At 59.1% G+C, this 25,744-nt stretch carries 25 protein-coding genes and 1 pseudogene; 11 read left to right on the forward strand and 15 right to left on the reverse strand.

Annotation, left to right across the window (positions count from 1 at the left end; all coding sequences use genetic code 11):
- Positions 1-9: 9 nt before the first annotated feature.
- Complete coding sequence (proB, locus tag ABLU50_RS00315; protein WP_008805306.1) at positions 10-1,113, reverse strand: glutamate 5-kinase; 1,104 nt, start codon at positions 1,111-1,113, stop codon at positions 10-12.
- Between the two features lie 288 nt (positions 1,114-1,401).
- Here proB and phoE point away from each other — a divergent pair, with 288 nt between their 5' ends.
- The gene (gene phoE, locus ABLU50_RS00320) at positions 1,402-2,454 is read left to right on the forward strand and encodes a phosphoporin PhoE (protein WP_004204700.1); all 1,053 of its coding nucleotides are present in this window, start codon (positions 1,402-1,404) and stop codon (positions 2,452-2,454) included.
- A gap of 44 nt (positions 2,455-2,498) precedes the next feature.
- Here the strand turns inward: phoE and ABLU50_RS00325 are convergent, their stop codons facing one another.
- Complete coding sequence (locus ABLU50_RS00325; protein WP_032428599.1) at positions 2,499-3,065, reverse strand: NlpC/P60 family protein; 567 nt, start codon at positions 3,063-3,065, stop codon at positions 2,499-2,501.
- A 411-nt stretch (positions 3,066-3,476) separates the two neighbouring features.
- Here ABLU50_RS00325 and ABLU50_RS00330 point away from each other — a divergent pair, with 411 nt between their 5' ends.
- Together ABLU50_RS00330 and ABLU50_RS00335 are read left to right on the forward strand one after the other, a co-directional pair.
- On the forward strand, positions 3,477-4,346 hold the full coding sequence (locus ABLU50_RS00330) for a DMT family transporter (protein ID WP_087832599.1): 870 nt from the start codon (positions 3,477-3,479) through the stop codon (positions 4,344-4,346).
- A gap of 95 nt (positions 4,347-4,441) precedes the next feature.
- On the forward strand, positions 4,442-5,107 hold the full coding sequence (locus tag ABLU50_RS00335) for an HAD family hydrolase (protein ID WP_049002969.1): 666 nt from the start codon (positions 4,442-4,444) through the stop codon (positions 5,105-5,107).
- A 742-nt stretch (positions 5,108-5,849) separates the two neighbouring features.
- Here the strand turns inward: ABLU50_RS00335 and phnE (ABLU50_RS00340) are convergent.
- The 4 genes from phnE (ABLU50_RS00340) to phnC form a co-directional block, all read right to left on the reverse strand.
- Entirely contained in the window at positions 5,850-6,734 is an 885-nt protein-coding gene (gene phnE / locus ABLU50_RS00340; RefSeq protein ID WP_087832596.1) for a phosphonate ABC transporter, permease protein PhnE, read from the reverse strand.
- Complete coding sequence (phnE, locus tag ABLU50_RS00345) at positions 6,731-7,603, reverse strand: phosphonate ABC transporter, permease protein PhnE (RefSeq protein ID WP_046654669.1); 873 nt, start codon at positions 7,601-7,603, stop codon at positions 6,731-6,733. Before phnE (ABLU50_RS00345) ends, phnE (ABLU50_RS00340) begins: the two co-directional genes overlap by 4 nt.
- A 66-nt stretch (positions 7,604-7,669) precedes the next feature.
- Positions 7,670-8,608 carry a phosphonate ABC transporter substrate-binding protein gene (phnD, locus tag ABLU50_RS00350; RefSeq protein WP_032426081.1) on the reverse strand — a complete coding sequence of 313 codons (939 nt, stop codon included), beginning with the start codon at positions 8,606-8,608 and terminating at the stop codon, positions 7,670-7,672.
- Between the two features lie 22 nt (positions 8,609-8,630).
- Positions 8,631-9,473 carry a phosphonate ABC transporter ATP-binding protein gene (phnC, locus tag ABLU50_RS00355; protein ID WP_004204921.1) on the reverse strand — a complete coding sequence of 281 codons (843 nt, stop codon included), beginning with the start codon at positions 9,471-9,473 and terminating at the stop codon, positions 8,631-8,633.
- 837 nt (positions 9,474-10,310) lie between these two features.
- On the opposite strand from phnC, the gene ABLU50_RS00360 reads away from it, so the two are divergent.
- The 6 genes from ABLU50_RS00360 (at position 10,311) to ABLU50_RS00385 (ending at position 17,103) form a co-directional block, all read left to right on the forward strand.
- Complete coding sequence (locus tag ABLU50_RS00360; RefSeq protein WP_004144585.1) at positions 10,311-10,853, forward strand: helix-turn-helix transcriptional regulator; 543 nt, start codon at positions 10,311-10,313, stop codon at positions 10,851-10,853.
- 73 nt (positions 10,854-10,926) lie between these two features.
- The gene (gene ecpA, locus ABLU50_RS00365) at positions 10,927-11,514 is read left to right on the forward strand and encodes a common pilus major fimbrillin subunit EcpA (protein WP_004204919.1); all 588 of its coding nucleotides are present in this window, start codon (positions 10,927-10,929) and stop codon (positions 11,512-11,514) included.
- A gap of 57 nt (positions 11,515-11,571) precedes the next feature.
- Complete coding sequence (locus ABLU50_RS00370; protein WP_017900976.1) at positions 11,572-12,240, forward strand: hypothetical protein; 669 nt, start codon at positions 11,572-11,574, stop codon at positions 12,238-12,240.
- A 25-nt stretch (positions 12,241-12,265) separates the two neighbouring features.
- Entirely contained in the window at positions 12,266-14,791 is a 2,526-nt protein-coding gene (locus tag ABLU50_RS00375) for a fimbrial biogenesis outer membrane usher protein (RefSeq protein ID WP_023319818.1), read from the forward strand.
- Positions 14,781-16,424 carry a fimbrial adhesin EcpD gene (ecpD, locus tag ABLU50_RS00380; protein WP_004204915.1) on the forward strand — a complete coding sequence of 548 codons (1,644 nt, stop codon included), beginning with the start codon at positions 14,781-14,783 and terminating at the stop codon, positions 16,422-16,424. The genes ABLU50_RS00375 and ecpD overlap by 11 nt, the downstream gene beginning before the upstream one ends.
- A complete protein-coding gene (locus tag ABLU50_RS00385; RefSeq protein ID WP_087832595.1) occupies positions 16,393-17,103 on the forward strand; it encodes a fimbria/pilus periplasmic chaperone in 711 nt (236 codons plus the stop codon). The genes ecpD and ABLU50_RS00385 overlap by 32 nt, the downstream gene beginning before the upstream one ends.
- A gap of 3 nt (positions 17,104-17,106) precedes the next feature.
- Here ABLU50_RS00385 and ABLU50_RS00390 read toward each other — a convergent pair whose 3' ends face one another.
- The 4 genes from ABLU50_RS00390 to ABLU50_RS00405 are packed head-to-tail and all read right to left on the reverse strand — an operon-like array spanning position 17,107 to position 20,164.
- The gene (locus tag ABLU50_RS00390) at positions 17,107-17,796 is read right to left on the reverse strand and encodes an amino acid ABC transporter permease (RefSeq protein ID WP_017900979.1); all 690 of its coding nucleotides are present in this window, start codon (positions 17,794-17,796) and stop codon (positions 17,107-17,109) included.
- A complete protein-coding gene (locus ABLU50_RS00395) occupies positions 17,786-18,538 on the reverse strand; it encodes an amino acid ABC transporter permease (RefSeq protein WP_017900980.1) in 753 nt (250 codons plus the stop codon). Before ABLU50_RS00395 ends, ABLU50_RS00390 begins: the two co-directional genes overlap by 11 nt.
- Positions 18,535-19,353 (reverse strand): amino acid ABC transporter ATP-binding protein, encoded by an 819-nt coding sequence (locus ABLU50_RS00400; protein WP_004204909.1) that lies wholly within the window; start codon positions 19,351-19,353, stop codon positions 18,535-18,537. The genes ABLU50_RS00395 and ABLU50_RS00400 overlap by 4 nt, the downstream gene beginning before the upstream one ends.
- Before the next feature lies 1 nt (position 19,354).
- Positions 19,355-20,164, reverse strand: coding sequence for an ABC transporter substrate-binding protein (locus tag ABLU50_RS00405; protein WP_002890106.1), 810 nt, complete (start codon positions 20,162-20,164; stop codon positions 19,355-19,357).
- Positions 20,165-20,615: 451 nt separating this feature from the next.
- Here ABLU50_RS00405 and ABLU50_RS00410 point away from each other — a divergent pair, with 451 nt between their 5' ends.
- Entirely contained in the window at positions 20,616-20,786 is a 171-nt protein-coding gene (locus ABLU50_RS00410; RefSeq protein ID WP_002890108.1) for a hypothetical protein, read from the forward strand.
- Positions 20,787-20,902: 116 nt separating this feature from the next.
- Here the strand turns inward: ABLU50_RS00410 and ABLU50_RS00415 are convergent, their stop codons facing one another.
- Genes ABLU50_RS00415 through ABLU50_RS00435 form a run of 5 tightly spaced genes read right to left on the reverse strand, consistent with a single transcriptional unit; the run spans position 20,903 to position 25,434 of the window.
- Positions 20,903-21,598: an ABC transporter ATP-binding protein gene (locus tag ABLU50_RS00415; RefSeq protein WP_087832594.1), complete on the reverse strand. Its 696-nt coding sequence runs from the start codon at positions 21,596-21,598 to the stop codon at positions 20,903-20,905.
- A complete protein-coding gene (locus tag ABLU50_RS00420; RefSeq protein ID WP_017900983.1) occupies positions 21,591-22,373 on the reverse strand; it encodes an ABC transporter ATP-binding protein in 783 nt (260 codons plus the stop codon). The genes ABLU50_RS00415 and ABLU50_RS00420 overlap by 8 nt, the downstream gene beginning before the upstream one ends.
- Positions 22,360-23,409 (reverse strand): branched-chain amino acid ABC transporter permease, encoded by a 1,050-nt coding sequence (locus tag ABLU50_RS00425; RefSeq protein ID WP_002890127.1) that lies wholly within the window; start codon positions 23,407-23,409, stop codon positions 22,360-22,362. The genes ABLU50_RS00420 and ABLU50_RS00425 overlap by 14 nt, the downstream gene beginning before the upstream one ends.
- Positions 23,409-24,308 carry a branched-chain amino acid ABC transporter permease gene (locus ABLU50_RS00430; protein WP_002890128.1) on the reverse strand — a complete coding sequence of 300 codons (900 nt, stop codon included), beginning with the start codon at positions 24,306-24,308 and terminating at the stop codon, positions 23,409-23,411. Before ABLU50_RS00430 ends, ABLU50_RS00425 begins: the two co-directional genes overlap by 1 nt.
- Positions 24,309-24,327: 19 nt before the next feature.
- On the reverse strand, positions 24,328-25,434 hold the full coding sequence (locus ABLU50_RS00435; protein WP_004147267.1) for an ABC transporter substrate-binding protein: 1,107 nt from the start codon (positions 25,432-25,434) through the stop codon (positions 24,328-24,330).
- On the opposite strand from ABLU50_RS00435, the pseudogene ABLU50_RS00440 reads away from it, so the two are divergent.
- A pseudogene (locus ABLU50_RS00440) lies at positions 25,427-25,531 on the forward strand (hypothetical protein); the annotation flags it as partial. The gene ABLU50_RS00435 and the pseudogene ABLU50_RS00440 overlap by 8 nt on opposite strands.
- Between the last annotated feature and the right edge of the window lie 213 nt (positions 25,532-25,744).

The raw sequence follows: 25,744 nt of genomic DNA on the forward strand, positions 1-25,744 counted from the left end.
TTCAGCTCCTTAACGGATGATCATATCATCGCGGTGGACGGCCACCGGGCCGTATTCATAGCCCAGAATGGCATCGATTTGCTGCGAGTGCTGGCCGGCGATAAGGCGCAGCGCGTCGCTGTTGTAGCGGCTGACGCCGTGCGCGATATCGCGTCCTTCGCTATTGCGGATGCGGATCACTTCGCCGCGGGAGAAGTTGCCGCTGACGATTTTGATCCCTTTTGGCAACAGCGAGCTGCCTCTTTCGAGGATCGCCTGGGTCGCGCCCGCATCGACGGTCAGTTCACCGGCCGGCGGCGCGCCGAAGATCCAGCGCTTACGGTTCTCCAGCGGAGACTCCTGGGCGTGGAAGCAGGTGCCTACCGGCAGGCCTTCCATCGCGTGGCCGATGACGTCCGGGCGGTTGCCGGCGGCGATGATGGTATCAATCCCCGCGCGGCAGGCGACGTCCGCGGCCTGCAGCTTGGTGCCCATGCCGCCGGTGCCGAGTCCGGAGACGCTGTCGCCGGCGATGGCGCGCAGCGCGTCGTCGATGCCGTAGACGTCTTTAATCAGCTCCGCCTGCGGGTTGCTGCGCGGGTCGGCGGTGAACAGGCCAGGCTGGTCGGTTAACAGCAGCAGCTTATCCGCCCCGGCGAGGATCGCGGCCAGCGCGGAGAGATTGTCGTTATCGCCCACTTTGATTTCCGCGGTGGCGACGGCGTCGTTTTCGTTAATGACCGGGACGATGCTGTTATCCAGCAGGGCGCGCAGGGTGTCGCGGGCGTTGAGGAACCGTTCTCTGTCTTCCATGTCGGCGCGGGTCAGCAGCATCTGGCCAACGTGAATGCCATAGATAGAAAACAGCTGTTCCCACAGCTGGATAAGACGGCTTTGTCCCACCGCCGCCAGCAGCTGCTTGGAGGCGATGGTGGCGGGCAGTTCCGGGTAACCAAGGTGCTCGCGCCCGGCGGCAATGGCCCCGGAGGTCACGATGACAATACGGTGTCCCATGGCGTGCAGCTGTGCGCACTGGCGCACGAGCTCGACGATATGGGCGCGGTTCAGGCGACGGGACCCGCCTGTTAAAACACTGGTGCCCAGTTTTACCACCAGCGTCTGGCTTTCACTCATGATTCTCTGCCGTTCAAAAGGAATATCGATATCGAGCTGATGTTGTAGCAGGAGTCGGCCCGCTTGCCAACACCCGGGGCGGCGGGCGCGCCATTTTATTGCGCGGGATCGGGCATTCTGGAGAGGGTATGTGACAAAAATATGTCAGATACATTTAAATACTCTTTTTTATAAAAAGTTCCACATTGTCATAAATATTTAATATGCCGGCGTTAAAAAACTCCTGTTTTTGATGGGCGAGAGCCCGCAATTGAATAGCGCGTATAAATAAATCACCAGGACTGAATAATGAAAAAGAGTACTCTGGCATTAATGATGATGGGCTTTGTGGCTTCAACAGCGACGCAGGCAGCGGAAGTTTATAATAAGAACGCGAACAAGCTGGATGTGTACGGCAAGATCAAAGCCATGCACTATTTCAGCGACTATGACAGCAAAGATGGCGATCAGACTTACGTGCGTTTCGGTATTAAAGGCGAAACGCAGATTAACGAAGACCTGACCGGCTATGGCCGTTGGGAATCTGAATTCTCGGGTAACAAAACCGAGAGCGACTCCAGCCAGAAGACTCGTCTGGCGTTCGCTGGGGTGAAGCTGAAGAACTACGGTTCTTTCGACTACGGCCGTAACCTTGGCGCCCTGTACGACGTGGAAGCCTGGACCGATATGTTCCCGGAATTCGGCGGCGACTCATCCGCTCAGACCGATAACTTTATGACCAAGCGCGCCAGCGGCCTGGCGACCTACCGCAACACCGACTTCTTCGGTCTGGTGGATGGCCTGGATCTGACCCTGCAGTACCAGGGTAAAAACGAAGGCCGTGAAGCGAAGAAACAGAACGGCGACGGCGTCGGCACCTCGTTAAGCTATGATTTCGGCGGCAGCGACTTCGCCGTCAGCGCAGCCTACACTAGCTCCGACCGTACCAACGATCAGAACTTGCTGGCCCGCGGCCAGGGTTCGAAAGCGGAAGCCTGGGCGACCGGCCTGAAATATGACGCCAACAATATCTACCTGGCGACCATGTACTCTGAAACCCGCAAAATGACCCCGATCAGCGGCGGCTTTGCCAACAAAGCGCAGAACTTTGAAGCGGTGGCCCAGTATCAGTTCGACTTCGGTCTGCGTCCGTCCCTCGGCTATGTGCTGTCGAAAGGGAAGGATATCGAAGGGGTGGGGAGCGAAGATCTGGTTAACTACATTGACGTGGGCCTGACCTACTACTTCAACAAAAACATGAACGCCTTCGTGGATTACAAAATCAACCAGCTGAAAAGCGATAACAAACTCGGCATCAACGATGACGACATCGTCGCGCTGGGCATGACCTACCAGTTCTGATCAACTTCAGAACCACCCGCCGCAGCCCAGGCTGCGGCTTTTTTTTAGCGGCGATTCTTCGCCAGATGCAGGGTGTCGCTGTTCATGGTGATCTGCGCGTTATACTCCTTCGGCAGACGGCGCGCCTGATAGAACGCCGACTCCCAGTAAGGGTTGTCCAGCGAAGAGCGCATCACGCCCTGGCTGCTCGAGGCGTGAAGGAAATTATGATCGGTATCGTAAAAGCCGACGTGCATCCCGGCCCGGGTGCGGAAGAACACCAGATCGCCGGGACGTAAATCCCGCTTATTGACCCGCACGCCCATGTGCAGCAGCTCGCGGGTGGTGATCCGCTCCATCGGCAGGTTAAAGCGATCCTTCAGCGTGCGCCAGACGAAACCCGAGCAGTCGACGCCGCTTTGTTCAGTCCCGCCCCATTCATAGGGGGTTCCCTGCCAGGTGTGCATCTGATCATGCAGGGCCGCCACCACCGGGATCAGATCGTCCGATCCGCTATCAATGGTCATATCCGCATGAGATTTTGTATGTTTTGCCTGTTTCGGTGAGGAAGAGCATCCTGCCAACAGCAAAAAAGGAATTAACAAGAGAGCATGCTTCAGTTTTGGCTTCATATCGTTATTTTCGAAGTAGCAAGCAGACTGCTTTGTTTTATAGCCGATTAAAAAGAACGGCTAAATAAGCTGATGCCGCCTTTACGTTTATTTACGATTAAAAATAAACAACGATGGGATGGATCAGCCATAAAGGGCAGTTGTCACTCCGCAACAGTCTGTGCCAGGATTCTGTCATCAACATCTCACGAGGCATTCCATGACGCATAACGCCATCGCCACCGAGACTTTACCCGGCGCCGCTTTCGACGCGGGGTGGATGACGTCTGCGCCTCATCATTGCTTCGCCACGCTCTGCCCACCGCCTCCCCCTCCAGACCGGGTTGTTTTCGGCGCTTAACGCCGTCTTTCCAGGCGCTTACCTGCCGGTATGACGCTTGATACCTTGTGTTTGACGTTCGGGAGCATGCTATGCACGTTCGCTATTCTCTGCTCGCCTCGCAGGCGACAACGGCCACCTTTGTGCTGCTGTGGGGCAGCGCGGCCATTTTCACCCGCTGGGGACTGGACAATGCCTCGCCGATGGCGCTGCTGGTCTTTCGTTTTCTGATTGCCCTGGTCGCGCTGGCGCCGCTGGCCATCGTCCGTCGGCGCTGGCTGCCCGCGCCGGGCACCCGCCTGCAGACCGCGGCCACCGGCCTGATGCTGATTGGCGGCTATTCGGTCTGTTACTTCGAGGCGATGGCCAACGGCGTGACGCCGGGGCTTATCGCCACCATGATGGGGATCCAGCCGATCCTCACGCTTTGCGTGGTGGAGCGCCGCCTGCAGGGGCGGCGGCTGCTGGGGCTGCTGCTTGCCCTGGCGGGGCTGGTGCTGCTGGTATGGCGCAGCCTGGCGGCGTCGCCCATGGCAATGGCGGGGATCCTGTTTGCGCTGGCGGCTTTGCTGCTGATGACTTTTGGCGCGCTGTGGCAAAAGCACAGCCGTCAGTCGCCGGCGGATGTCCTGCCGCTGCAGTACGCCGTTAGTCTGGGGCTGTGCCTGTTGATCGCCCCGGTCAGCGGCTTCCGGTTTACCGTTAACGTCGGGTTGGTTATTCCGGTGCTGTTTCTCGGGCTGCTGATTTCGGTGGTCGCCCAGCTGCTGCTGTATCGTCTGCTGAGCGCGGGAAATATCGTCAATGTCACCAGCCTCTTTTATCTGGTGCCGGCGATCACGGCGCTGCTGGATTATCTGCTACTGGGCAACCGGCTGTCGGCGGCGGCGATGGTCGGTATGGTGGCGATCGTCGGCGGGATCGTATTGGTGTTCCGCACCGGCAAGGTCCGCGCCGGCTGACGACGAGCCGGGCGCTGCGGCGTCCGGTTCATTTTCCTGTCATCTTTTTTACGCATGCTCCCGGCAGCTTATTTTGACCAGTAAGGGAAAGTACCATGGGCAACACGCTGACGATTTTTGATCTCGATAACACCCTGATACAGGGCGATAGCAGTACGGTCTGGAGCCAGTTTATGGTTCGCGAAGGGCTGGCGACGCAGAAGGGGTATCTTGCCCGCGAGGCGCAGCTGATGGCGGATTATGACCGGGGAGAGATGAATATCGCCGATTATGTGGCCCTGATCCAGGCGCCGCTGGCCGGAATACCGAAATCGGACGTTGACGCGCTGGTGGCCCGCTGCGTCCGCGAGGCGATCCTCCCCCGGGTCTATCCGCAGGCGTGGGAGCTCATTCGTCGTCTGCGGGCCGAGGGGGAGCAGATGCTGATTATCTCCGCCTCGGTTAGCCTGCTGGTGCAGGCGGTGGCCGCCGCGCTGGAGATCGATCAGGCGCTGGGCATTGACGTGGCGATGGTCGACGGCGGCTACAGCGGGGTCATTGCCGGGATCCCCAGCTATCAGCAGGGGAAGGTGGCGCGTCTGGCGCAGTGGCGCGAGGCGCATCCGCAGTATGACGGCGAGGTGACGTTCTATACCGATTCCATTAACGATCTGCCGCTGTGCCTGCATGCGGATCGCGTGCGGCTGGTCAATCCCTGTCCGCAGCTGCAGGCGGCCGGTGCCGGATACGGCTGGCCGGTGCTGAGCTGGCGGCTGGAATAGCGGAGCGGATAAATGTTTCTTCGGGTTCAGTCGTTCCAGGCCGGATAAGCCCTGCAGGCCGGGTAAGGCACAGCCGCCACCCGGCATAAAGCGGCTCTGTACCCGCTGTCTCGCGCGGCGGCGCTGCGCTTGCCGGGCCTACAGACAGTCGGAGCCGGACGAGTAGGCCGGGTAAGGCGCAGCCGCCACCCGGCGGAATATCGGCGCAACCGGAAATGTCCCTGCTCGCGCTGCGTTTAGCAGGGCTACCACTCCTGGGCTTTTTCCGGGCAGATTGCGCTCCCAATATTTTTTCTGCGCTATGTCACTCATGGTGCCTGGAGCGCACAGGGGGCGGCCAGTCGCCGCCGCCCCCTGTACCCCCGGGCTCCGGCCAGCAACATCGCCACTGCGTGGTGCCTTCGACTTATCCCTGCAGGCTTCGGGTCGGGCCGAGGCAGCGTCCCTGCAAAACACGGCCCTCAGCCCGCATCCATGCGGGCTGCCCCGGCCTTCCGGGAACGTCTCAGCGATGTTGAGGCCGCCAGCACCGGCAGTTTCAGTCGCGCAAGTGGATAAATTAATGACTGGCTGCTCGGGCCGTAGGCCGGGTAAGGCACAGCCGCCACCCGGCATAAACGCAGCGCCGTGCCTGATGCCATCGCCCGGCGGCGCTGCGCTTGCGCGGGCCTACGGCGTGTGAACCTGTGAGAGGATCCTGTAGGCCGGGTAAGGCGTAGCCGCCACCCGGCACAAAGGTGCGCTAGCGTTCGTCCTGATACAGCGGCACCACGGCGCCGCCGATATAGCGACGGCGCAGCCAGGCGGAGAGGGTGTCCATGATCATCACCACCGCCACCAGCAGCAGGGTGATAAACATCACCACATCCCAGTTCCACAGGCGCATATTCTCGGCATAGATAAGCCCAATACCGCCGGCGCCGACGAAGCCCAGCACCGCCGCGGAGCGGGTGTTGGATTCAATCTGATACAGGCTCAATGCGAGGAAGGTCGGGAACGACTGGGTAAAAATGCCAAAGCGATGCTTTTGCAGGCCGTTCGCGCCCACGGCGGTCAGTCCGCGCCCGGGGGAGCGGTCCACCGCTTCGTGTCCTTCCGCGTACAGCCGTCCCAGCAGGCCGGTGTCCTGCATGATGATCGCCAGCACCCCGGCCAGCGGCCCGAGGCCTACCGCGCGCACGAAAATCAGCCCCCAGATAGCCATGTCGATCCCGCGCAGCACATCAAACAGGCGGCGCATCAGCAGGGCAAGGGTCCCCAGCACCACGCCGCGCATGATGTTGCGGGCGGCGAAGAAGGAGAGCAGCAGCGCCAGCACCGTGGCGGTGAGCGTCCCGGCGAAGACGATAGCCAGGGTGATGCCGATTTGCGTGAAGTAATAGCCGAACGGCCAGTTCCAGAAGTCGTGCCAGACGAACATCCGCGCCAGATAGCGGCCAATCTGCTGCAGGCCGGTGGTCAGCTGTTCGCTGCTGATGCCGAACTGCAGAAAAAACCAGACGTAATAGAGCAGGCAGGCCAGCGCCACCAGCCCGACGTAGCGCAGGTAGCGCCCCTGGACCTGATAGAGCTGCTTATGCTGCCGCCGGCTGGCGGCGATATCCGGTTGCATGTGCCAGACGCTCATTTCTTACCCTCCAGTACCCACAGGCGCAGACGACCGGACAGCATGTCCAGCGCCGACACCACCAGAATGATCAGCAGCAGGGTGATACTCACCTGATCGTAGCGGTCGAGCTTGATGTTGGTCATCAGCTCCTGGCCGATGCCGCCCGCGCCCACCAGCCCGAGAATGGTCGACGAGCGGAAGTTGATTTCAAGCCGCATAAAGCCATAGGAGAGAAACAGCGGTTTCACCTGAGGCCACAGGGCGAAGCGAATTTTCTGCAGCGGGGATGCGCCGCAGGCAGACAGGCCGCGTACCGGCTTGTTTTGCGCGCTTTCCACCGCCTCGTAGAACAGTTTGGTCAGGCTGCCGACGGTATGCAGCATCAGCGCCAGAAAGCCCGGAATCGCGCCGATGCCGAACGCCATCACAAAGATCACCGCCCACGCCAGCTCGGGCATGGTGCGCAAAAACGCCACCAGCACGCGAATGGCAAAGCGCACCGGCGCCGGGGACCAGGCGTTATTGGCGGCAAGAAACGCGAAAACCGTGGCAATGGCGACGGCCACCAGGGTTGAGGCCAGCGCCAGCTGCAGAGTTTCCCAGATCAGCGGCAGCTGGATCGGCAGGCGATAGCCCCACCAGGCCAGCGAGCCTTTGGTCTGCACGTCGGCGAACAGGTTGCCGGCGCTCAGGGGCGGAATGGTCTCTGCCATATAGTCAAAGAAATGGGGCAGCGAGTGCCAGATAGTCAGCAGATTAAATTCCGCGGCGCTGCCGGCGGCAAAATAGAGCGCCAGCAGTAGCAGCGACCAGCAGACGGCATCGCGCTTTTGCCGCGAGCGTACCTGCTGGTAATAGCGTTCAAATTCGGTGTGGGTCGTCTTCATGCGTCGGGGATCTTCAACGTAGCGCCGCCGCTCACCTCGGGGCAAGCAGGCGGCGTTGAGGCAGGATTAACGCGCGCTCACCAGCTCGCGTTTCATATCAATAATCTGCTGGAAGTCAGCCACGCTGCCCGGGCCGATGTGCTGAGTACCGCCCATCGCTTTGATAAAGCAGGCGTGATCCTCAGTATCCAGTTTTTTCACCGCCGCCACGACCTTCGCCTTAAAGTCCGCTGGCAGCGCATTGCTCACCAGGATCGGGCCGTTCGGGATCAGCGGCGATTGCCAGATAATGCGGATCTGCTTCATCAGATCCGGATGATCCATGCGAATCAGGCGGTTGAACGCGCCGGTGGTGTAGCCGGTGTTGTAATCGCCCACCATTGAGGCCCAGGTGACCGCGCCCGCGAACTGGCCATTCAGCACGCCGAGGATGTCCTGCTCGTGGCCACCGGAGAAGGTGACGCTGGAGAAGGTGTTGTTGTATTTGTTGTCGGCGTTACCGCCAAATTTTTCTTTAAACGCATGGTTAGGGATCAGATACCCGGAAGTGGAGTCCGGGTCGGCGAAGCCGAAGGCTTTGCCTTTTAAATCGTCCAGCGTTTTATACGGGGAGTCAGCTTTGACAATCACCACCGAGTGGTAGCCGCGAGACTGATCTTTGTCGTCCACGGCGATACCGACGATATCCACCGCTTTGGGGTTATTAAGATAAACCGAGGCGTAAGAGGAGGGAGACATGCTCAGCACCACGTCGACTTTCCCTCCCAGCAGACCCTGGATCACCCCGGAATAGTCGGAAGAGTTGCGCAGTTTGGTGTCCACGTTCAGCTCTTTATCGAGGAAGGCCTTCACGCACTGGTTATCGCCGATTTGCTGGGTGGCGTTCTGGCCGCCGAGAATGCCCAGATTCAGCTCTTTCGGCTGCGCCGCCGCTGCCTGCCATGCCATCATCATGCCCGCGACCATTGCGGATAAACGAACTGCGCCAGTCATAGATTTTTTCATTATGTTGCCCGTGTGAGTGAAATTAATGCAATTGGCTAACTTCATCGCCGTACAGCCGCTGCAGCACATCCTGCGTCAGCCGGGAGGGGTGATCGTCAAAAATAAGCTGGCCGCTGGCGACGCCGATAACCCGGGTGCAGTAGGTCTTCACCAGCTCTACCGAATGCAGGTTTACCATCACGCTGATGCCCTGCTCGCTAATTTCGCGCAACACATCCATGATGCGCTGGGTGTTTTTCGGATCCAGCGAGGCGACAGGCTCGTCGGCCAGCAGGATGCCGGGGTTCTGCATCAGCGCCCGGCAGATCGCCACCCGCTGCATCTGCCCGCCGGAGAGGTTCTCCGCCCGCTGCAGCGCGTGCGGCAACATGTTCATCCACTCGAGCAGCGCAATGGCGCGCGCCCGGTCGGCTTCAGGAAAGATTTTAAACAGCGATTTCAGGGTTGAGGTCTGGCTGAGGCGGCCCAGCAGGACGTTGGTGAGCACATCGAGACGGGGCACCAGGCAGAAGTCCTGAAAAATCATCCCGCAGTGGCTGCGCCAGGCATTGAGCGCGCGGCCTTTCAGCCGGGAGACATCGTGCGGGGTACCGACTTCCGGGTAGCTAAGAATTTCGCCGCCGCTGGCGCTGTGGGTACCGTTGAGGACATGCAGGAGCGTCGATTTACCGGCGCCGGAGCGGCCTATGATGCCAACCATTTCGCCAGCGTGCAGATCAAAGCTGATGCCGTCCAGCACCTTGTGCTGGGCTTGATAAGCTTTACTCAGATTACGCACGCTTAAGACCTTCCGCTGCCGGCCGGCATTGAGTTCGGTGAACGGCTGGAAATCAGTTTCGGCCACCGCGGCAAGAGAGCTGTTCATAAGAGTGTCCAGGTTCGTCATTAACTGGCCACTATTAATAGGTCTTTATGTGAAATTTCGATGACGGTATTGCGAACAAACCGTGAACAGGCGGGAAAGGGCGGCGGTGAGCGGTTCACCGTGCGCGGTACGCTGGCGAAGCGCCGAAAAGCGGCTATGCTTTCGGGAACGCGGAGGCTGGCGTCCCCGTGCGGCAGGAACCCATCGGCAAAACTCGTTTTATCTTGCTAATGAGGTCTGTTTAATCGAATAGATAATGCTTCTGCCTTTGTTTAGCATTCATCATTCCGCAAAATTAACATATATATAACTATTTTGTGCGGCAGGTTAATCTATTTATGAGTCTTATGTATTGGTGAATCATCCTGGTTATTGCTGATTTTTAGACTTATATTCTTTATTTTTGAATAAATTTGGTTTATTTGACAACTGCATTCTGCCCTTCATTAAGAATATTCCTAACATAATAGGGTGAAGATCCTGGGTAATACAAAATTCAGCTAAGAATTGAGGGTTATATTGCTAATAACCTTATGAAAATAAATACCTTTTTCTTTCGCTCAAAAATGAGATATTTTCAGTTTTTGTAAATATTGACCTGGGCGCGAAATTCATTGCCTTCCCGCATGTTGACACTCCATAGGAAAAAACTTAAATTCAACGCCAAGCAGAAAATAATTATAGTTTAACCCAGCTTATTCAATACTGATAAGTAATGCGTGTCTTATTTAATGGCGATTTACTAAAGGAATCGAATACGCCAGTAAACTTTATAGGCCTGGCAAGCAGTGACGTTTTAAAAATGATTACTTCAAGGACTATGAGGTTAAAAACTATATGGAATATAAAAGCTGTTCCGATAAGTATATTTGGTCTGCCGATGACTCCTACTTCTATAAAGGATTGTCTGAACTGATTGTAGATATCGACGAGTTAATTTATCTGTCGCTAGAGAAAATCAGAAAAGATTTCGTGTTTATCAATCTCAATACGGCTTCGTTAAACGAGTTTATCAGGCGCGACAGCGAATGGCTATCCGCGGTAAAGGGGAAACAGGTCGTATTAATTGCGGCCAGGAAGTCAGAAGCCTTAGCGAATTACTGGTATTACAATAGTGATATTCGCGGCGTGGTATATGTTGGCCTGAGTCGCGATATTCGAAAAGAGCTGGCCTATGTGATTAATGGCAGGTTTCTCCGTAAAGATATTAAGAAAGATAAAATTACAGACCGGGAAATGAAAATTATCCGCATGACCGCCCAGGGCATGCAGCCGAAATCGATCGCCAGAATTGAAAATTGTAGTGTGAAGACAGTATATACCCATCGGCGCAATGCCGAGGCCAAGCTGTATTCCAAAATATACAAATTAGTTCAGTAACACCCAGGCAAGTTAATTTTTGAATGGTTCACCGGGACATCATGTCCTTAATTCAACTCAGGAAGAAAAAGCGATGAAAAAAAAGGTTCTGGCAATAGCTCTGGTAACGGCGTTTACCGGTATGGGCGTGGCGCAGGCTGCTGACGTAACGGCTCAGGCTGTAGCGACCTGGTCTGCGACCGCCAAAAAAGACACCACCAGCAAGCTGGTGGTCACCCCGCTCGGCAGCCTGGCGTTCCAGTATGCCGAAGGCGTTAAAGGTTTTAACTCGCAGAAAGGTCTGTTTGACGTGGCGATTGAGGGTGACGCAACGGCGACCGCCTTTAAGCTGACCTCGCGTCTTATCACCAACACCTTAACCCAGCTGGATACCTCCGGCTCCACGCTGAGCGTGGGCGTGGATTATAACGGCGCAGCGGTGGAAAAAACCGGTGATACCGTGATGATCGATACCGCCAACAACGTTCTGGGCGGCAACCTCAGCGCGCTGGCTAACGGCTACAACGCCAGCGGCCGTACCACAGCGCAGGATGGTTTCACCTTCTCGATCATCAGCGGCACCACCGACGGCACCACCGCCGTGACCGATTACAGCACCCTGCCGGAAGGGATCTGGAGCGGCGACGTCAGCGTACAGTTCGACGCCACCTGGACCAGCTGATCCTTGTGATGCGCCAGCAGGGGGGCTCCCCCTGCTTTTTTCACGGACGGAATTGTTATGAAAAAGCACCTTCTGGCCCTCGGGCTGCTGCTTGCCGGAGTATCGCCGGCGCAGGCGCTGGATGTCGGCGATATCTCATCCTTTATGAACAGCGGCAGCAGCACGCTGAGCAAAACGATCAAGAACAGCACCGACAGCGGCCGCCTGATCAATATCCATCTCGAACGGCTCTCTTCCCCGCTGGACGACGGACAGGTTATCCCGATGGATAAACCGGATGAGGTGCTGCTCACTCCCGCCAGCCTGCTGCTACCCGCCCAGGCCAGCGATGTGATCCGCTTCTTCTACAAAGGCCCGGCGGATAACAAAGAGCGCTACTACCGCATTGTCTGGTTCGACCAGGCGCTCAGCGATGCCCAGCGCGATAACGCCACCCGCAGCGCGGTGGCCACCGCTTCCGCTCGCATCGGCACCATCCTGGTGGTGGCGCCCCGGCAGGTGAACTACCGCTTTCAGTACGCCAACGGCTCCCTGACCAACACCGGGAATGCGACGCTGCGGATCCTCGCCTACGGCCCCTGCCTGAAGGCCGCCGACGGTAAGGAGTGCAAAGAGAACTACTACCTGATGCCGGGTAAATCACGCCGTTTTACGCGCGTGGACACGGCGGATAAAAAAGGACGGGTTGCGCTTTGGCAGGGTGAGCAGTTTGTTCCCGTGAAATAGACAGCTGTGCAGATGGATAACGACGATGCCTCTACAACGGATTTCCCCAGGACTGAAAACGCGGCTTGCCTTCGGCATGTTTTTTTTGTTCGTTCAGCCCGACGCCAGTGCGGCGGCCCCAGGCGCGCAGCAGATTGGCGGGGTGATTATTCCGCAGGCCTTCAGCCAGGCGCTGCAGGACGGCATGAGCGTTCCTCTTTATATTCATCTTGCCGGCAGCCAGGACACCCGGGACGATCAGCGGATCGGCAGCGCCTTTATCTGGCTGGACGGCGGCCAGCTGCGCGTTCGGCAGATCCGGCTGGAGGACAATGAGGGTAACGCCAGCGTCAGTGAACAGACCCGACAGCAGCTGATCGGCCTCGCCAACGCCCCGTTCAGCGAGGCGCTCACCATTACTCTGACCGACAGCGCGCAGCTGGATCTCAGCCTGCGCCAGCTACTGCTGCAGCTGGTGGTCAAGCGCGAGGCGCTGGGCACCGTGCTGCGCTCGCGCAGCGAAGACATCGGCCAGTCGAGCGTCAACGCCCTGAGCAGCAACCTGAGCTATAACCTCGGCGTCTATAACAACCAGATGCGCAACGGGGGAAGCAACACCTCCAGCTACCTGTCGCTGAACAACGTCACGGCGCTGCGTGAGCATCACGTGGTGCTCGACGGCTCGCTGTACGGCATCGGCAGTGGTCAGCAGGACAGTGAATTATATAAAGCCATGTATGAACGCGATTTCGCCGGCCACCGCTTTGCCGGCGGGATGCTTGACACCTGGAACCTGCAGTCTCTGGGACCGATGACCGCTATTTCGGCGGGCAAGATTTACGGCCTTTCCTGGGGGAACCAGGCCAGCTCCACCGTCTTCGACAACAGCCAGTCCGCCACGCCGGTGATTGCCTTTTTACCGGCGGCGGGCGAGGTGCATCTCACCCGCGACGGCCGGTTGCTGAGTGTCCAGAACTTCGCCATGGGCAACCATGAAGTGGATACCCGCGGCCTGCCGTACGGTATTTACGACGTGGAAGTGGAGGTGATCGTCAACGGGCGGGTGGTCAGCAAACGCACCCAGCGGGTCAATAAGCTGTTCAGCCGGGGACGCGGCGCCGGAGCGCCGCTGGCGTGGCAGGTATGGGGCGGCAGTTTTCATATGGATCGCTGGTCGGAGAGCGGAAAAAAGACCCGGCCGGCGAAAGAGAGCTGGCTGGCGGGCCTCTCGGCCTCCGGGTCGCTCAGCACCCTGAGCTGGGCGGCAACGGGCTATGGCTACGACAACCAGGCGGTGGGAGAAACTCGCCTGACGCTGCCGCTGGGCGAGGCGATCAACGTTAACCTGCAAAACATGCTGGCCAGCGACAGCTCGTGGAGCAGCGTCGGCAGCATCAGCGCCACGTTGCCGGGGGGCTTTAGTTCAGTGTGGGTCAACCAGGAGAGAACCCGCATTGGCGATCAATTGCGGCGCAGCGATGCCGATAACCGGGCGATCGGCGGCACCCTCAACCTGAACGCGCTGTGGTCGAAGCTGGGGACGTTCAGCGTGAGCTACAACGATGATCGCCGCTACAACAGCCATTACTACACCGCGGATTACTATCAGACGGTCTACAGCGGCGCCTTTGGATCGCTCGGCCTGCGGGCGGGGATCCAGCGCTATAACAATGGCGACAGCAGCGCCAACACCGGGAAATATATCGCCCTCGATCTGTCGCTGCCGCTGGGCAATTGGTTCAGCGCCGGGATGACCCATCAGAACGGCTACACCATGGCTAACCTCTCAGCGCGTAAACAGTTTGATGAAGGCACCATTCGCACCATCGGCGCCAATCTGTCGCGGGCCATCTCCGGCGATACCGGGGATGACAAAACCCTCAGCGGCGGGGCGTATGCCCAGTTCGACGCCCGCTACGCCAGCGGCACGCTGAACGTCAACAGCGCAGCGGACGGCTACGTCAACACCAACCTCACCGCCAGCGGCAGCGTCGGCTGGCAGGGCAAAAATATCGCCGCCAGCGGACGAACCGACGGCAACGCCGGGGTGATCTTCAACACCGGGCTGGAGGACGATGGTCAAATCAGCGCCAGGGTCAACGGGCGGATCTTCCCGCTCAGCGGTAAGCGTAACTATCTGCCGCTCTCGCCTTATGGCCGCTATGAGGTGGAGCTGCAGAACAGCAAAAACTCGCTCGACAGTTACGACATCGTCAGCGGGCGCAAGAGTCATCTGACCCTCTATCCCGGCAACGTGGCGGTGATTGAGCCAGAGGTGAAGCAGATGGTCACCGTCTCCGGTCGTATTCGGGCGGAAGACGGCACGCTGCTGGCGAATGCGCGGATTAACAACCATATCGGCCGTACCCGCACCGATGAAAACGGCGAGTTTGTTATGGATGTGGATAAGAAATACCCCACGATCGATTTCAGCTACGGCGGCAATAAAACCTGCGAAGTGGCGCTGGAGCTCAGCCAGGCGCGCGGCGCCGTGTGGGTGGGGGATGTGGTTTGCAGCGGCCTCTCGTCGTGGGCGGCGGTGCAGCAGACAGGAGAAGAGAATGAAAGTTAACCCATTAATCGCCCTGGCGATCCTCGCGCTGCTCTGGCCGGCGGCTGCGCTCAGGGCGGCGGTGACCAAGACCACCTGGTCGGATGCGCCGGCGCGCGAGTTTGTGTTTGTGGAAAACAACTCCGACGACAACTTTTTCGTCACTCCCGGCGGGGCGCTGGATCCGCGCATGACCGGCGCCAACCGCTGGACCGGCTTAAAATACACCGGCTCCGGGACCATCTATCAGCAGAGTCTCGGCTATATCGATAACGGCTACAACACCGGGCTCAATGCCAACTGGAAGTTTGATATGTGGCTGGAAAACTCGCCGGTTTCGCACCCCTTAACCGGCCTGCGCTGCATCAACTGGTACGCCGGGTGCGATATGGCCACCAGCCTGATCCTGCCGCAGACCACTGACGCCAGCGGGTTCTATGGCGCGACGGTGACCAGCGGCGGCGCGAAGTGGATGCACGGTATGATGTCGGACGCGTTTTATCAGTATCTGCAACAGATGCCGGTCGGCGGCAGCTTCACGATGACCATCAATGCCTGCCAGACCTCGGTGAACTACGACGCCAGCAGCGGCGCGCGCTGTAAGGATCAGGCCTCCGGCAACTGGTATGTGCGCAACGTCACCCACACCAAAGCCGCGAACCTGCGGTTGATAAACACCCACTCGCTGGCGGAGGTGTTTATCAACAGCGATGGTGTGCCAACCCTTGGGGAAGGGAACGCCGACTGCCGGACACAGACTATCGGCAGCCGTTCAGGATTAAGCTGTAAGATGGTCAATTATACCTTGCAGACCAATGGGTTAAGCAATACGTCGATCCATATTTTCCCGGCGATCGCCAACTCGTCGCTGGCCTCGGCCGTCGGGGCGTATGATATGCAGTTCAGCCTCAACGGCAGCTCATGGAAGCCGGTGAGCAATACCGCCTATTACTACACCTTCAATGAGATGAAGAGCTCAGATGCGATCTATGTGTTCTTCTCCAGTAACTTCTTTAAGCAGATGGTGAATCTCGGGATCAGCGATATCAATACCAAGGATCTGTTCAACTTTCGCTTCCAGAACACCACCTCGCCGGAGTCAGGCTGGTATGAGTTTTCCACCTCCAATACGCTGATTATCAAGCCCCGTGATTTCAGCATCAGCATTATCTCTGACGAATATACCTCGGCGCCGTCGCGGGAGGGGTATGTCGGCAGTGGTGAACCGGCGCTCGATTTCGGCTACATCGTCACCACCAGCGGTAAAACGGCCGCCGACGAAGTGCTGATCAAAGTGACCGGACCGGCACAGGTGATTGGTGGGCGCTCCTACTGTCTCTTCAGCTCCGATGACGGTACGGCGAAAGTGCCGTTCCCGGCGACGCTCTCTTTTATCACCCGCAGCGGCGCGACGCAGACCTACGACGCCGGGTGCGATGACAGCTGGCGGGATATGACCGATGCGCTGTGGCTGACCACGCCGTGGACCGATATCTCCGGCGAAGTGGGGCAGATGGATAAGACCACGGTGAAATTTTCGATTCCGATGGATAACGCCATTTCGCTGCGGACGGTAGACGATAACGGCTGGTTTGGCGAAGTCAGCGCTTCAGGAGAGATTCATGTCCAGGCGACGTGGCGCAACATTAACTAAGGCCCTGCTGACGCTGGGCTGCCTGCTGGCGGCGCCGCTGGCGCAGGCGATCTCGGTCGGCAATCTGACCTTTTCCCTGCCGGCTGAAGCGGATTTCGCCAGCAAACGGGTGGTCAATAACAATAAAAGTGCGCGGCTGTACCGGATCACCGTCAGCGCCATCGACCGCCCTGGCGGCAGCGAAGTGCGCTCCCGGTCGGTGGATGGCGAACTGCTGTTCGCCCCCCGCCAGCTGGCGCTGCAGGCCGGGGAGAGCGAATATTTCAAATTTTATTATCATGGGCCGCGGGATAACCGCGAGCGCTACTATCGGGTCTCGTTTCGTGAAATTCCCACCCGTAACCTGACGAGGCGCAGCCCGACCGGCGGCGAAGTCAGCATGGAGCCAGTGGTGGTGATGGATACCATCCTGGTGGTGCGCCCGCGGCAGGTACAGTTTAAATGGTCTTTCGATAAGGCGGCCGGGACGGTGAGCAACACCGGCAATACCTGGTTTAAGCTGCTGATTAAACCCGGGTGCGATTCGACCGAAGAGGAGGGCGACGCGTGGTATCTGCGTCCCGGGGACGTAGTTCGCCAGCCGGCGTTGCGCCAGCCGGGGAACCACTATCTGATCTATAACGACAAATTTATTAAGATCAGCGATACCTGTCCGCTGAAGCCCCGCCCCGCGGAGTGAGCCTTATCCGGCGGTCGCGCGGCGGGTAAAGCGCCGGCTGGCCAGCAGGCTCAGACCGCAGCACAGCAGGTAGTACACCGCGCCGGTGAAGACGAAGATCGCCAGGGGATAGATTTGCACCCGGTTGTTGACCTGGCCGGCCACGGTGGTCAGCTCCGGGACGTTGACGATAAACGCCAGCGAAGTGTCCTTCAGCAGGCCGATAAAGATCCCCACCAGCGACGGCTGAACGTTGCGCAGCGCCTGCGGGAGCAGCACCAGGCGCAGCGTTTGCCCGGGGGCGAACCCCTGGGTCAGCGCCGCCTCATACTGTCCTTTCGGCAGCGACTGCAGCCCGGCCAGCACCGAATGCATCACCGAGGCGGCGGTAAACCACGCCAGCGCCAGGGTCACGGTCACCGCGCCGGGCAGATCGCCGCCGGTCAGCATCGGCAGCAGATACCACAGCCAGAAGATGACAAATATCAGCGGGATGCCGCGGATAATTTCCGCCCACAGGAACAGCAGACGTCGCGTCAGCCCGCCGTAGCGCCAGGCCAGCCCCGCCAGCGCAATGCCTCCCGGCAGCGCCAGCAGGGTGGCGCCGATGGCCATCAGCAGGGTCAGGGCCACGCCGCCGGGCTGGCCCTCCGCCAGCCGGCCCCACAGCAGGTAATCAAGGTTATCGGCGATCACCGCCAGATTAGCGTTCATGTTGGGCGCTCCGTTGCAGTTTTCTTCCCGGGCCGAGACGCGTTAGCGCCACGCCCATCGCCACCCCCAGCGCCAGATACAGCGCGGTGCCAACGGCAAACGCCTCCAGGGCGTGCGCGTTATAGCTCTCAATCTGCCGCACCTGATAAGTCAGTTCCGCAAAGCCGATGCCGCTGGCCAGCGATGAGAGTTTCATCAGGTTGAGATACTGGCCGACAATCGGCTGCCAGGCGTTGGCCAGTCCCTGCGGCAGGAGGATAAAGCGCAGCTCCTGCCACGGGGTAAAGCCCTGCGACAGCGCGGCTTCCCGCTGTCCGTGGCTGACGGCGCGCAGTCCGGAGGCGATCTCTTCCACCAGAAAGGCGGAGGTAAAGACCCCCAGCCCCCACATTGAGCAGAGGAACTCCGGCGTCAGCCACCAGACGTTGCCCGGCAGAATGGACCAGGCGTGCTCGTCGTTTACCACGTCCTTCACCGCCAGCGGCAGCAGGTTCCAGGCGGCAAAGTACCAGAACAGCAGCTGGACCAGCAGCGGAGTATTGCGAAACAGCGAGACCCACGCGGCTACCAGCCCGCGCCCCACGCGGCCGCCGCCGAGACGCAGGGCCAGCAGCAGGACCGCCAGCGCAGTGGCAAGCAGGATCCCGGCGACGCTGACCCAGACGGTGGTGAGAAAACCAGAGATAATCCATTGCAACGGCTGTCCGCTCAGGACGCCGTGCCAGTCAAGCATCGGCGTCACTCGAGGCTCTCCTGGTGCAGCGGATCCAGCACCTTCTGCAGAAAACGCCGCGCGCGGGCATGCTGCGGATGGGCGAAAAACTCAGCCGGAGGGGCGACCTCGAGAATGTCGCCGCCGTCGATAAACACCACCCGGTCGGCAATTTCGCGGGCAAACTGCATCTCGTGGGTCACCACCAGCATGGTGATCCCACTGTGGGCGAGGTTTTTCATCACCTGCAGCACTTCGCCGATCATCTCCGGGTCGAGGGCCGAGGTGGGCTCGTCGAACAGGATAATCTGCGGCGAGGAGGCCAGAGCGCGGGCGATGGCCACCCGCTGCTGCTGGCCGCCGGAGAGCTGCGCCGGCATCTGCTGCGCTTTCTCCTCCAGCCCGACCTGGCGCAGCAGCGCAAGCGCCCGCTCCTGAGCCGCGCTTTTTCCCCAGCCGTGGACGCGCTCCAGCGCCAGCGTGATGTTCTCCTGCGCCGTCAGGTGGGCGTAAAGGTTGAACTGCTGGAAGACAAAGCCGACGCGGCTGCGCAGCTGGCGCAAGGCGCTGCCGCTCAGCCGGCTGGTGGGTTTACCGTCGATCAGGATCTCGCCGCCGCTTAAGGATTCGAGCTGGTTGATCAAGCGGATCAGTGTCGATTTTCCCGATCCGGAAGGACCGAGGATCGCCACCACTTCGCCGGGCTCGACCTGCAGGTTGATGGCGTTAAGCACCTGATGATCGCCGTAGCGCTTGGCCACCTCACGAAACGTTATGCTGGCGCGCTGCAGACGTGAAAAATCCGCGGCCGGGGCCGCGGAGTGGGAGAATAAACCCGAGAACATATTATTTCGCTTCTATGGTAAAGGCGCGCGGCTGCGGCGTTTTAGTGGCAGGGCCAAACCAGACATCGTAAATTTTCGCGGCTTCGCCGGTTTTCTCCAGCTTCACCAGCTCATCGTTGACGGCCTTCAGCAGGGCCGGTTCGCCTTTCTTCACGCCCACGCCAATCTCTTCTTTGCTGAGCAGGTCGGGCAGAATTTTAAACTTGGCTTTATCCGGCGCTTCCGCCAACAGACCGGCAAGGATGGTGCTGTCCTGGGTGATGGCCTGGACGTTGCCGTTGCGCAGGGCGGTCAGGGCCAGCGGAATATCGTCATAGGAGAGGACGCGAGCCTGCGGGAAACGCTGGTGCAGGGCCTGTTCGCCGGTGGTGCCTTTCACCGCGCCGATGCGCGCTTTGCTGTACTCATCAAGCTTATCCGGAGAACCGGCCGGCACGAGGAACTGCTGGCCGGTGACGAAATACGGCGTTGAGAAATCAATAACCTGGGCCCGCTCCGGGGTGATGGTAATGTCGGCGACGATCAGGTCGGCTTTGCCGGACTGCAGCAGCGGAATACGGTTGGCCGGGTTAGTGGCCACCAGCTCGAGTTTGACGCCGAGCGCTTTCGCCAGCGCCTGGGCAAAGTCGACGTCGTAGCCGACGATATGGTGGGTTTTGGCGTCTACGGAGCCGAACGGCGGGTTGGCGTCAAAGGTGGCGACTTTCACGACGCCAGCGGCTTTGATGTCAGCCAGCTGGTCGGCCTGCGCCTGCGAGGCGAGCAGCAGCATACCCAGCGCCAGTGCGATTTTTGTGGTTTTGTTGCGCATAGTTTTTCCCCTGAATCCCTGTTTTGTTTTGTGGACATCACGCTCCCACAAATTCCCCGTCGGCGGCAAAGAAGAAAAAATTCTTATCTATAACCAAAAAGAACTTAACAAACTTATGGGTATTCTTTATGCGCCGCTGGCGTTTTCCCGGCGCGGCAACGATTGCCGGGCGGCCCTCTCTCCCTCCGGAGAGAGGGTGAGGGAGAGGGGATAGGTGTAATTTTCCGTTCATCGTGCGCATGGGCGTTAGCCCCGCGTTGTATACCGGGGCTGCAACGACTGCCGGGCGGTTCCCTCTCCCTCAGGGAGAGGGTTAGGGTGAGGGGAAAAGGACCGGGGGTAATATGCGCCAGCCAGGATTGCAAATTCGGAATTAATATTTCCCGCACCCGGCCAACTGTGGTTGAAATAGACCCAGGCGATACGCTTCCCGACAGAGGAGAAAACGAAAGTGGCATTGTGGCAACGGTTAACGGGCTGGCTGGCTTTTTTGTCCAACGGTGAAGCCGGACAGCAAGATACCCAACGCGTCATGGAGGCGATCCTGCCGGTGGCCAGCCTCTATGGCGTAGACATTGGCAACGTGGAAACCCGGTGGTTCCGTCATGATAAGACATACTGAGCGACGCAGGACGCGAGAAGCCTACTGGAACGAGGTGTGCTTTGTGTAGCACGAGACTGCCTGAGGTTGCGGCCTCGCAGGAGGCGCCGCCGCAGCCCAGGCAGTTTTGACCATGCCTATCCCCCCAGATACATCCGCTTAATTTCCGGATTAGTCAGCATCTCCCGCGCCGCGCCTGACAAGGTGATCCGGCCATTCTCCAGGACATACGCCCGATCGGCGATCGCCAGCGCGGCCGTCGCATTCTGCTCCACCAGCAGCACCGTCATATTCTCTTCGCGCAGTTGCTTAATGATGCCGAACAGCTCGCCGACAATTTTCGGCGCCAGCCCGAGGCTCGGTTCATCCAGCATCAATAACACCGGCTCGCTCATCAGCGCCCGGGCGATGGCCAGCATCTGCTGCTCGCCGCCGCTCATGGTGCCTGCCATCTGATGGCGCCGCTCCTTGAGCCGTGGAAAGAGGGCGTACATGCGATCGCGCAGGCGGGTGTAGCCGGCGAGATTATTGTAAGCGCCCATGCGCAGGTTCTCTTCGATGGTCAGGTTGGTAAAGACCCGGCGTCCCTCCGGCACCAGCGCCAACCCGCGGCGCACGATCTGGTGGGTCTGACTGCGCGAGATATCGTCGTTAAGGAAGCTGACGCGCCCGCTGGAGCGCACCAGGTTGACGATCCCATTGAGGGTGGAGGTTTTACCGGCGCCATTGCTACCGATCAGGGTGACGATCTCCCGGTCATAGACGTCGATATCGATGCCCTTCAGCCCCTGGATCACGCCGTAAAAAACCTTCAGTTCCCGGGCGTTAAGCATAATTGGCTTCTCCCAGATAAGCGGAAATGACGTCCGGATGCTGGATCGCCTCGGCCATCAGGCCGCTGAACAATGGCTTACCATACTCCAGGACCATCACCCGTTCGCACAGGCGGTTGACGAAGGGCATATCGTGCTCGATTAACAGGACGCTGAGCTGATAGTCATGGCGCATGCGGAAGATCAGCTCCGCCAGATCCTCGGTCTCCTTCGGGTTCATCCCGGCAGCCGGCTCATCGAGCAGCAGCAGCTTCGGCGCGGTGGCCAGCGCGCGGGCGATCTCCACTTTGCGCTGGTTGCCATAGCTCAGGTTAGTGGCCTGCATATGGGCGAAGTGGGCGATGCCGATATCCTCCAGAATGGCCATCGCTTTGGCCTTCGCCGCCCGCTCGGCCGGAAAGTAGCGGCCAATGTGCAGGGCCGCCTCCAGCAGCGAATAGCGGCTGGCGCGGTCGAGCCCGACCATCACGTTCTCCAGCACCGTCATAGAGTTAAACAGCCGGATATTCTGGAAGGTGCGGGCGATCCCGGCGTTCACCACCTGGTTGGGCTTCAGCCCCTTCAGCGAGGCGCCCGCGAGGGTGACGCTGCCGCTGGTGGGCTTATAGTTGGCGGTGATGACGTTAAACAGGGTGGTCTTACCCGCGCCGTTCGGGCCGATAAGGCCAAAGATCTCCGCCTCGTCAACATGGAAGCTGACGTTGTCGATGGCCCGCAGGCCGCCAAACTGCATGGTGACGTCCTGCACCTGCAGGATGATTTTATTTTCCGCCATAGCCGCCGCTCCTTCTTCCGGTCTGCCAAATCTCTTTTTTCCCCAGCAGCCCTTCGCGGGCGAAGAGCATGATAATCAGCAGCAGCAGGGAGAAGACCACCATTCTCAGGCCCGGATAGGCGCCGAGATCGTGACCGAAGAACTGCAGCGGCTGGTCGAGGAAGCGCAGCCATTCGCCGCTGCCGACCACCAGTACGGTGCCGAGCAGGGCGCCGGTGGTGCTGCCGAGTCCGCCGAGGACGATAATAATCAGCAGCTGGAAGGTGAGCATAAAGTCGAACAGCCCCGGGGAGATGGTGGTCAGCAGGGAAGCCAGCAGACCGCCGCCGATCCCTTCGAAGAAGGCGCTGGTGGCGAAGGCGCAGGTTTTAATGCGGAAGGTGTTGACCCCCATGGCGATCGCCGCATCTTCATCGTCGCGAATAGCTTTCATCATCCGGCCATACTTCGACCACACCAGCTGGAGGATCATGCCGGTGGCCAGCAGGGCGAACAGCCCGCACCAGAACAGGAGATGCGGCTGCTGCGGAATATCGTTCAGCCCGATGGCGCCGTTGGTGATTTGCGGGTTGTTAATGGCGAGGATCTTGATGATAAACCCAAAGCCGAGGGTGACAATGGCCAGGTAGTCGCCACGTACCCGGAAGACCGGCACGGCGAGGCACACCGCCAGCGCCGCCGCGCACAGGCCGCTTATCAGCAGGGCGGGGAGGAAACCCGCGTGCAGGCTGAGGATCCACGGGCTGGGGGCGGCCATTTCAAACATGTCTACCTTGCTGTCGCTGGAGAGGATCAGCAGGGCGGTGACGTAGGCGCCCACCGCCACGAAGCCGTTCGGCTCCAGCGACAGCTGGCCGGTCACGCCGTTGATCAGGTTGTAGCTGACCGCGAGGATCATAAAGATAAAAATGGTGCTGATGACGCGAACAATGTAGTCATTGAAAACCACGTTGATTCCGGCCAGCAGCGCGATACAGATGACAATAATGGCCAGGTTGCGCAGCTGCGCCCCGGCGGTCGTCGTCGCGTTGAGCATCAGAAACGGCTCCTTTCCAGACGTTCGTCGCCCATAATGCCGACCGGGCGGAACAAGAGGACCAGAATCAAGAACAGGAAGGCGAAAGCATCTTTATAGCCGCCCAGTTCGGGGAAGATCGCCACCGCGACCACTTCGGTAAAACCGAGGATAAAGCCGCCCAGCACCGCGCCGGTGACGCTGCCGATCCCGCCCAGCACGGCGGCGGCAAAGGCCTTCAGGCCGATAAGCACGCCCATCAGGGGATCGATCGTCGGGTAGCTGATGGAGTAGAACACGCCGCCGAGCGCCGCGAGGCTACTGCCGAGGGCGAAGACCAGGGAGATGATCCGGTTGGCGTCAATGCCCATCAGGCGCACGGTGTTGACGTCAAAGGCCACCGCGCGGATCGCCATCCCATAGCGGGTGCGGTACAGCAGCCAGAGGATCGCCAGCAGCAGCAGGACGGTGATCAGCGGCACAATCCACGCCACGTTGGTAATGATGACGCTGCCAAAGGCCCGGGTCTGGTTGAAAAAGTCCGGGGCGGAGAAGAAGCGCGAGCTGCCGCCGAACAGCACGTTAAACAGGTTTTCGAGGAAGAAGCTGACGCCGATGGCGGTGATCAGCATGGAGATTTTCGAGGCCTGACGCAGCGGACGATAGGCGACCCGGTCAATTAGCATACCAAACAGGCCGCACAGCCCGAGGGTGAGGAAAACGGCTACCCCGAAGGGTAGCCCAACCGAAGAAAATAAAAACAGCGTACTAAACGCGCCGACCATCATCACGTCCGCATGGGCGAAGTTGATCAGCCGCAGCACGCCATAAACCATCGTATAACCGATGGCAATCAGGGCGTACATGCCCCCAAGACTCATTCCATTGACCACTTGCTGGAGAAAAATGGCGCCGTCCATTTTGTAGCCTCGTCACAACTTAAGGGTTAACCACGGTACGAAACGCCAGCTTGCCATCTTTCACTTCGTTGATGACCGCGCTGCGAATGGCATCGCCGTTCTGTAAGGTCAGCGTGCCGGTCACGCCCTGGAAATCTTTGGTGGCGCGGATTTTTTCATTTACGCAGACCCGATCGTGGGGATCGCTGCACTGGTTCATGGCGTTGACGATGACGTTATAGGCATCCGCCGCCATTGCGCCCCAGGTATGGGTCGGCTGCTGGTATTTGGCTTCCCAGGCTTTGATGAAGGTTTCCCCCGCCGGGGTCTGCTCTTTGGCGTTCGGCGAGTAATAATCGGTGGTCATATAGCCGTTGACCGCGTCTTTACCGACATCGAAGAAGACCTGATCCGCGGCCAGACCATCGCCGCCCACCACCGGTTTGTTGAGCCCCAGCTGTTTAGACTGCACGGCAATCAGCGCCCCTTCGGTGTAGTAGATCGGCATGTAAATCATGTCGACATTCTTCGCCTTGACGCTCGCCAGCTGGGCTTTAAAGTCCTTGCTGCCGCCCGGGGCCTGGACCTCGATGGGAATGGTGCCGCCGTTTTTCAGGAACTGGGTGCGGAACGCTTTCGCCAGGCCGACGGAGTAATCGTTGCTGCTGTCAAACACGATGGCGGCGGTTTTGGCTTTCAGATCGCGGGAGGCCAGATTGGCCCCGACCACCCCCTGGAAGCTGTCCGAGAAGCAGACCCGGCTGACGTAGGGATGGTTGCGGGTGACCCTGTCGTTGGTGGCGGTGGAGGAGACCAGCGGCGTTTTGCTGTCGTCGGCGATTTTGGTCATCGCCAGGGTGTTGGAGGAGGTGACTTCCCCGATCACGGCATCCACTTTATCGCTGGAGACCAGCCGCTGCATGGCGTTGGCCGCTTCGACTTTGTCGCTTTTATCATCGATAACGATAAGCTTGATGGTATCGCCATTTTTTAACGTCGGGGTGATGGCCTGAATAATGTCCAGACCTTTCTGCGACGGCTGGCCATAGCCGCTGAGGGCGCCGCTCAGGGGTAATACCACCCCGATTTTAATTTCCGCTGCCTGCGCGCTGCTGGCGCCGACCAGCGCGGCAACCAGCGTGGCCATTAAAGACGCTTTCCCGGAAAACGATTTCATGGGTATTTCTCCGTCGGTCGATTATTTATCTTTAACCATCAATGACTGCATAACATTGAGGAATAATTAGCCAGCGTGTCCGGCGAATTATTGGCTGTTATGTTGAATAGATAACGAGATATATACCCTAAATAATTCGAGTCGCATGAAGGCGGCAAGTGAGCGAGTCCCCAGGCGCTTACAGAAGTAAGTGACTGGCAGCCAACGCACATGCAACTTGAAGTATGACGGGTATTTTTAATGCGCTGAATTACCTTACAACGTCCGTTTCGTTTTTACT

The sequence above is a fragment of the Klebsiella sp. GG_Kp173 genome, from assembly GCF_040062415.1.
Classification (GTDB): domain Bacteria; phylum Pseudomonadota; class Gammaproteobacteria; order Enterobacterales; family Enterobacteriaceae; genus Klebsiella; species Klebsiella quasipneumoniae.

Excerpts from the sequence above, each read along its gene's own strand:
- ABLU50_RS00370 (WP_017900976.1), top strand. The coding sequence starts at position 11,572 with ATGAAAAAGCACCTTCTGGCCCTCGGGCTGCTGCTTGCCGGAGTATCG.
- ABLU50_RS00375 (WP_023319818.1), top strand. The coding sequence starts at position 12,266 with ATGCCTCTACAACGGATTTCCCCAGGACTGAAAACGCGGCTTGCCTTC.
- ABLU50_RS00325 (WP_032428599.1), bottom strand. The coding sequence starts at position 3,065 with ATGAAGCCAAAACTGAAGCATGCTCTCTTGTTAATTCCTTTTTTGCTG.
- phnE (WP_087832596.1), bottom strand. The coding sequence starts at position 6,734 with ATGAGCGTCTGGCACATGCAACCGGATATCGCCGCCAGCCGGCGGCAG.
- ABLU50_RS00385 (WP_087832595.1), top strand. The coding sequence starts at position 16,393 with ATGTCCAGGCGACGTGGCGCAACATTAACTAAGGCCCTGCTGACGCTG.
- ABLU50_RS00415 (WP_087832594.1), bottom strand. The coding sequence starts at position 21,598 with ATGCTTAACGCCCGGGAACTGAAGGTTTTTTACGGCGTGATCCAGGGG.
- ecpD (WP_004204915.1), top strand. The coding sequence starts at position 14,781 with ATGAAAGTTAACCCATTAATCGCCCTGGCGATCCTCGCGCTGCTCTGG.
- ABLU50_RS00330 (WP_087832599.1), top strand. The coding sequence starts at position 3,477 with ATGCACGTTCGCTATTCTCTGCTCGCCTCGCAGGCGACAACGGCCACC.
- phnD (WP_032426081.1), bottom strand. The coding sequence starts at position 8,608 with ATGAAAAAATCTATGACTGGCGCAGTTCGTTTATCCGCAATGGTCGCG.
- ABLU50_RS00390 (WP_017900979.1), bottom strand. The coding sequence starts at position 17,796 with ATGAACGCTAATCTGGCGGTGATCGCCGATAACCTTGATTACCTGCTG.
- phoE (WP_004204700.1), top strand. The coding sequence starts at position 1,402 with ATGAAAAAGAGTACTCTGGCATTAATGATGATGGGCTTTGTGGCTTCA.
- phnE (WP_046654669.1), bottom strand. The coding sequence starts at position 7,603 with ATGAAGACGACCCACACCGAATTTGAACGCTATTACCAGCAGGTACGC.
- ecpA (WP_004204919.1), top strand. The coding sequence starts at position 10,927 with ATGAAAAAAAAGGTTCTGGCAATAGCTCTGGTAACGGCGTTTACCGGT.
- ABLU50_RS00335 (WP_049002969.1), top strand. The coding sequence starts at position 4,442 with ATGGGCAACACGCTGACGATTTTTGATCTCGATAACACCCTGATACAG.
- ABLU50_RS00420 (WP_017900983.1), bottom strand. The coding sequence starts at position 22,373 with ATGGCGGAAAATAAAATCATCCTGCAGGTGCAGGACGTCACCATGCAG.
- proB (WP_008805306.1), bottom strand. The coding sequence starts at position 1,113 with ATGAGTGAAAGCCAGACGCTGGTGGTAAAACTGGGCACCAGTGTTTTA.
- ABLU50_RS00400 (WP_004204909.1), bottom strand. The coding sequence starts at position 19,353 with ATGTTCTCGGGTTTATTCTCCCACTCCGCGGCCCCGGCCGCGGATTTT.
- phnC (WP_004204921.1), bottom strand. The coding sequence starts at position 9,473 with ATGAACAGCTCTCTTGCCGCGGTGGCCGAAACTGATTTCCAGCCGTTC.
- ABLU50_RS00435 (WP_004147267.1), bottom strand. The coding sequence starts at position 25,434 with ATGGCCACGCTGGTTGCCGCGCTGGTCGGCGCCAGCAGCGCGCAGGCA.
- ABLU50_RS00405 (WP_002890106.1), bottom strand. The coding sequence starts at position 20,164 with ATGCGCAACAAAACCACAAAAATCGCACTGGCGCTGGGTATGCTGCTG.
- ABLU50_RS00360 (WP_004144585.1), top strand. The coding sequence starts at position 10,311 with ATGGAATATAAAAGCTGTTCCGATAAGTATATTTGGTCTGCCGATGAC.
- ABLU50_RS00430 (WP_002890128.1), bottom strand. The coding sequence starts at position 24,308 with ATGGACGGCGCCATTTTTCTCCAGCAAGTGGTCAATGGAATGAGTCTT.
- ABLU50_RS00425 (WP_002890127.1), bottom strand. The coding sequence starts at position 23,409 with ATGCTCAACGCGACGACGACCGCCGGGGCGCAGCTGCGCAACCTGGCC.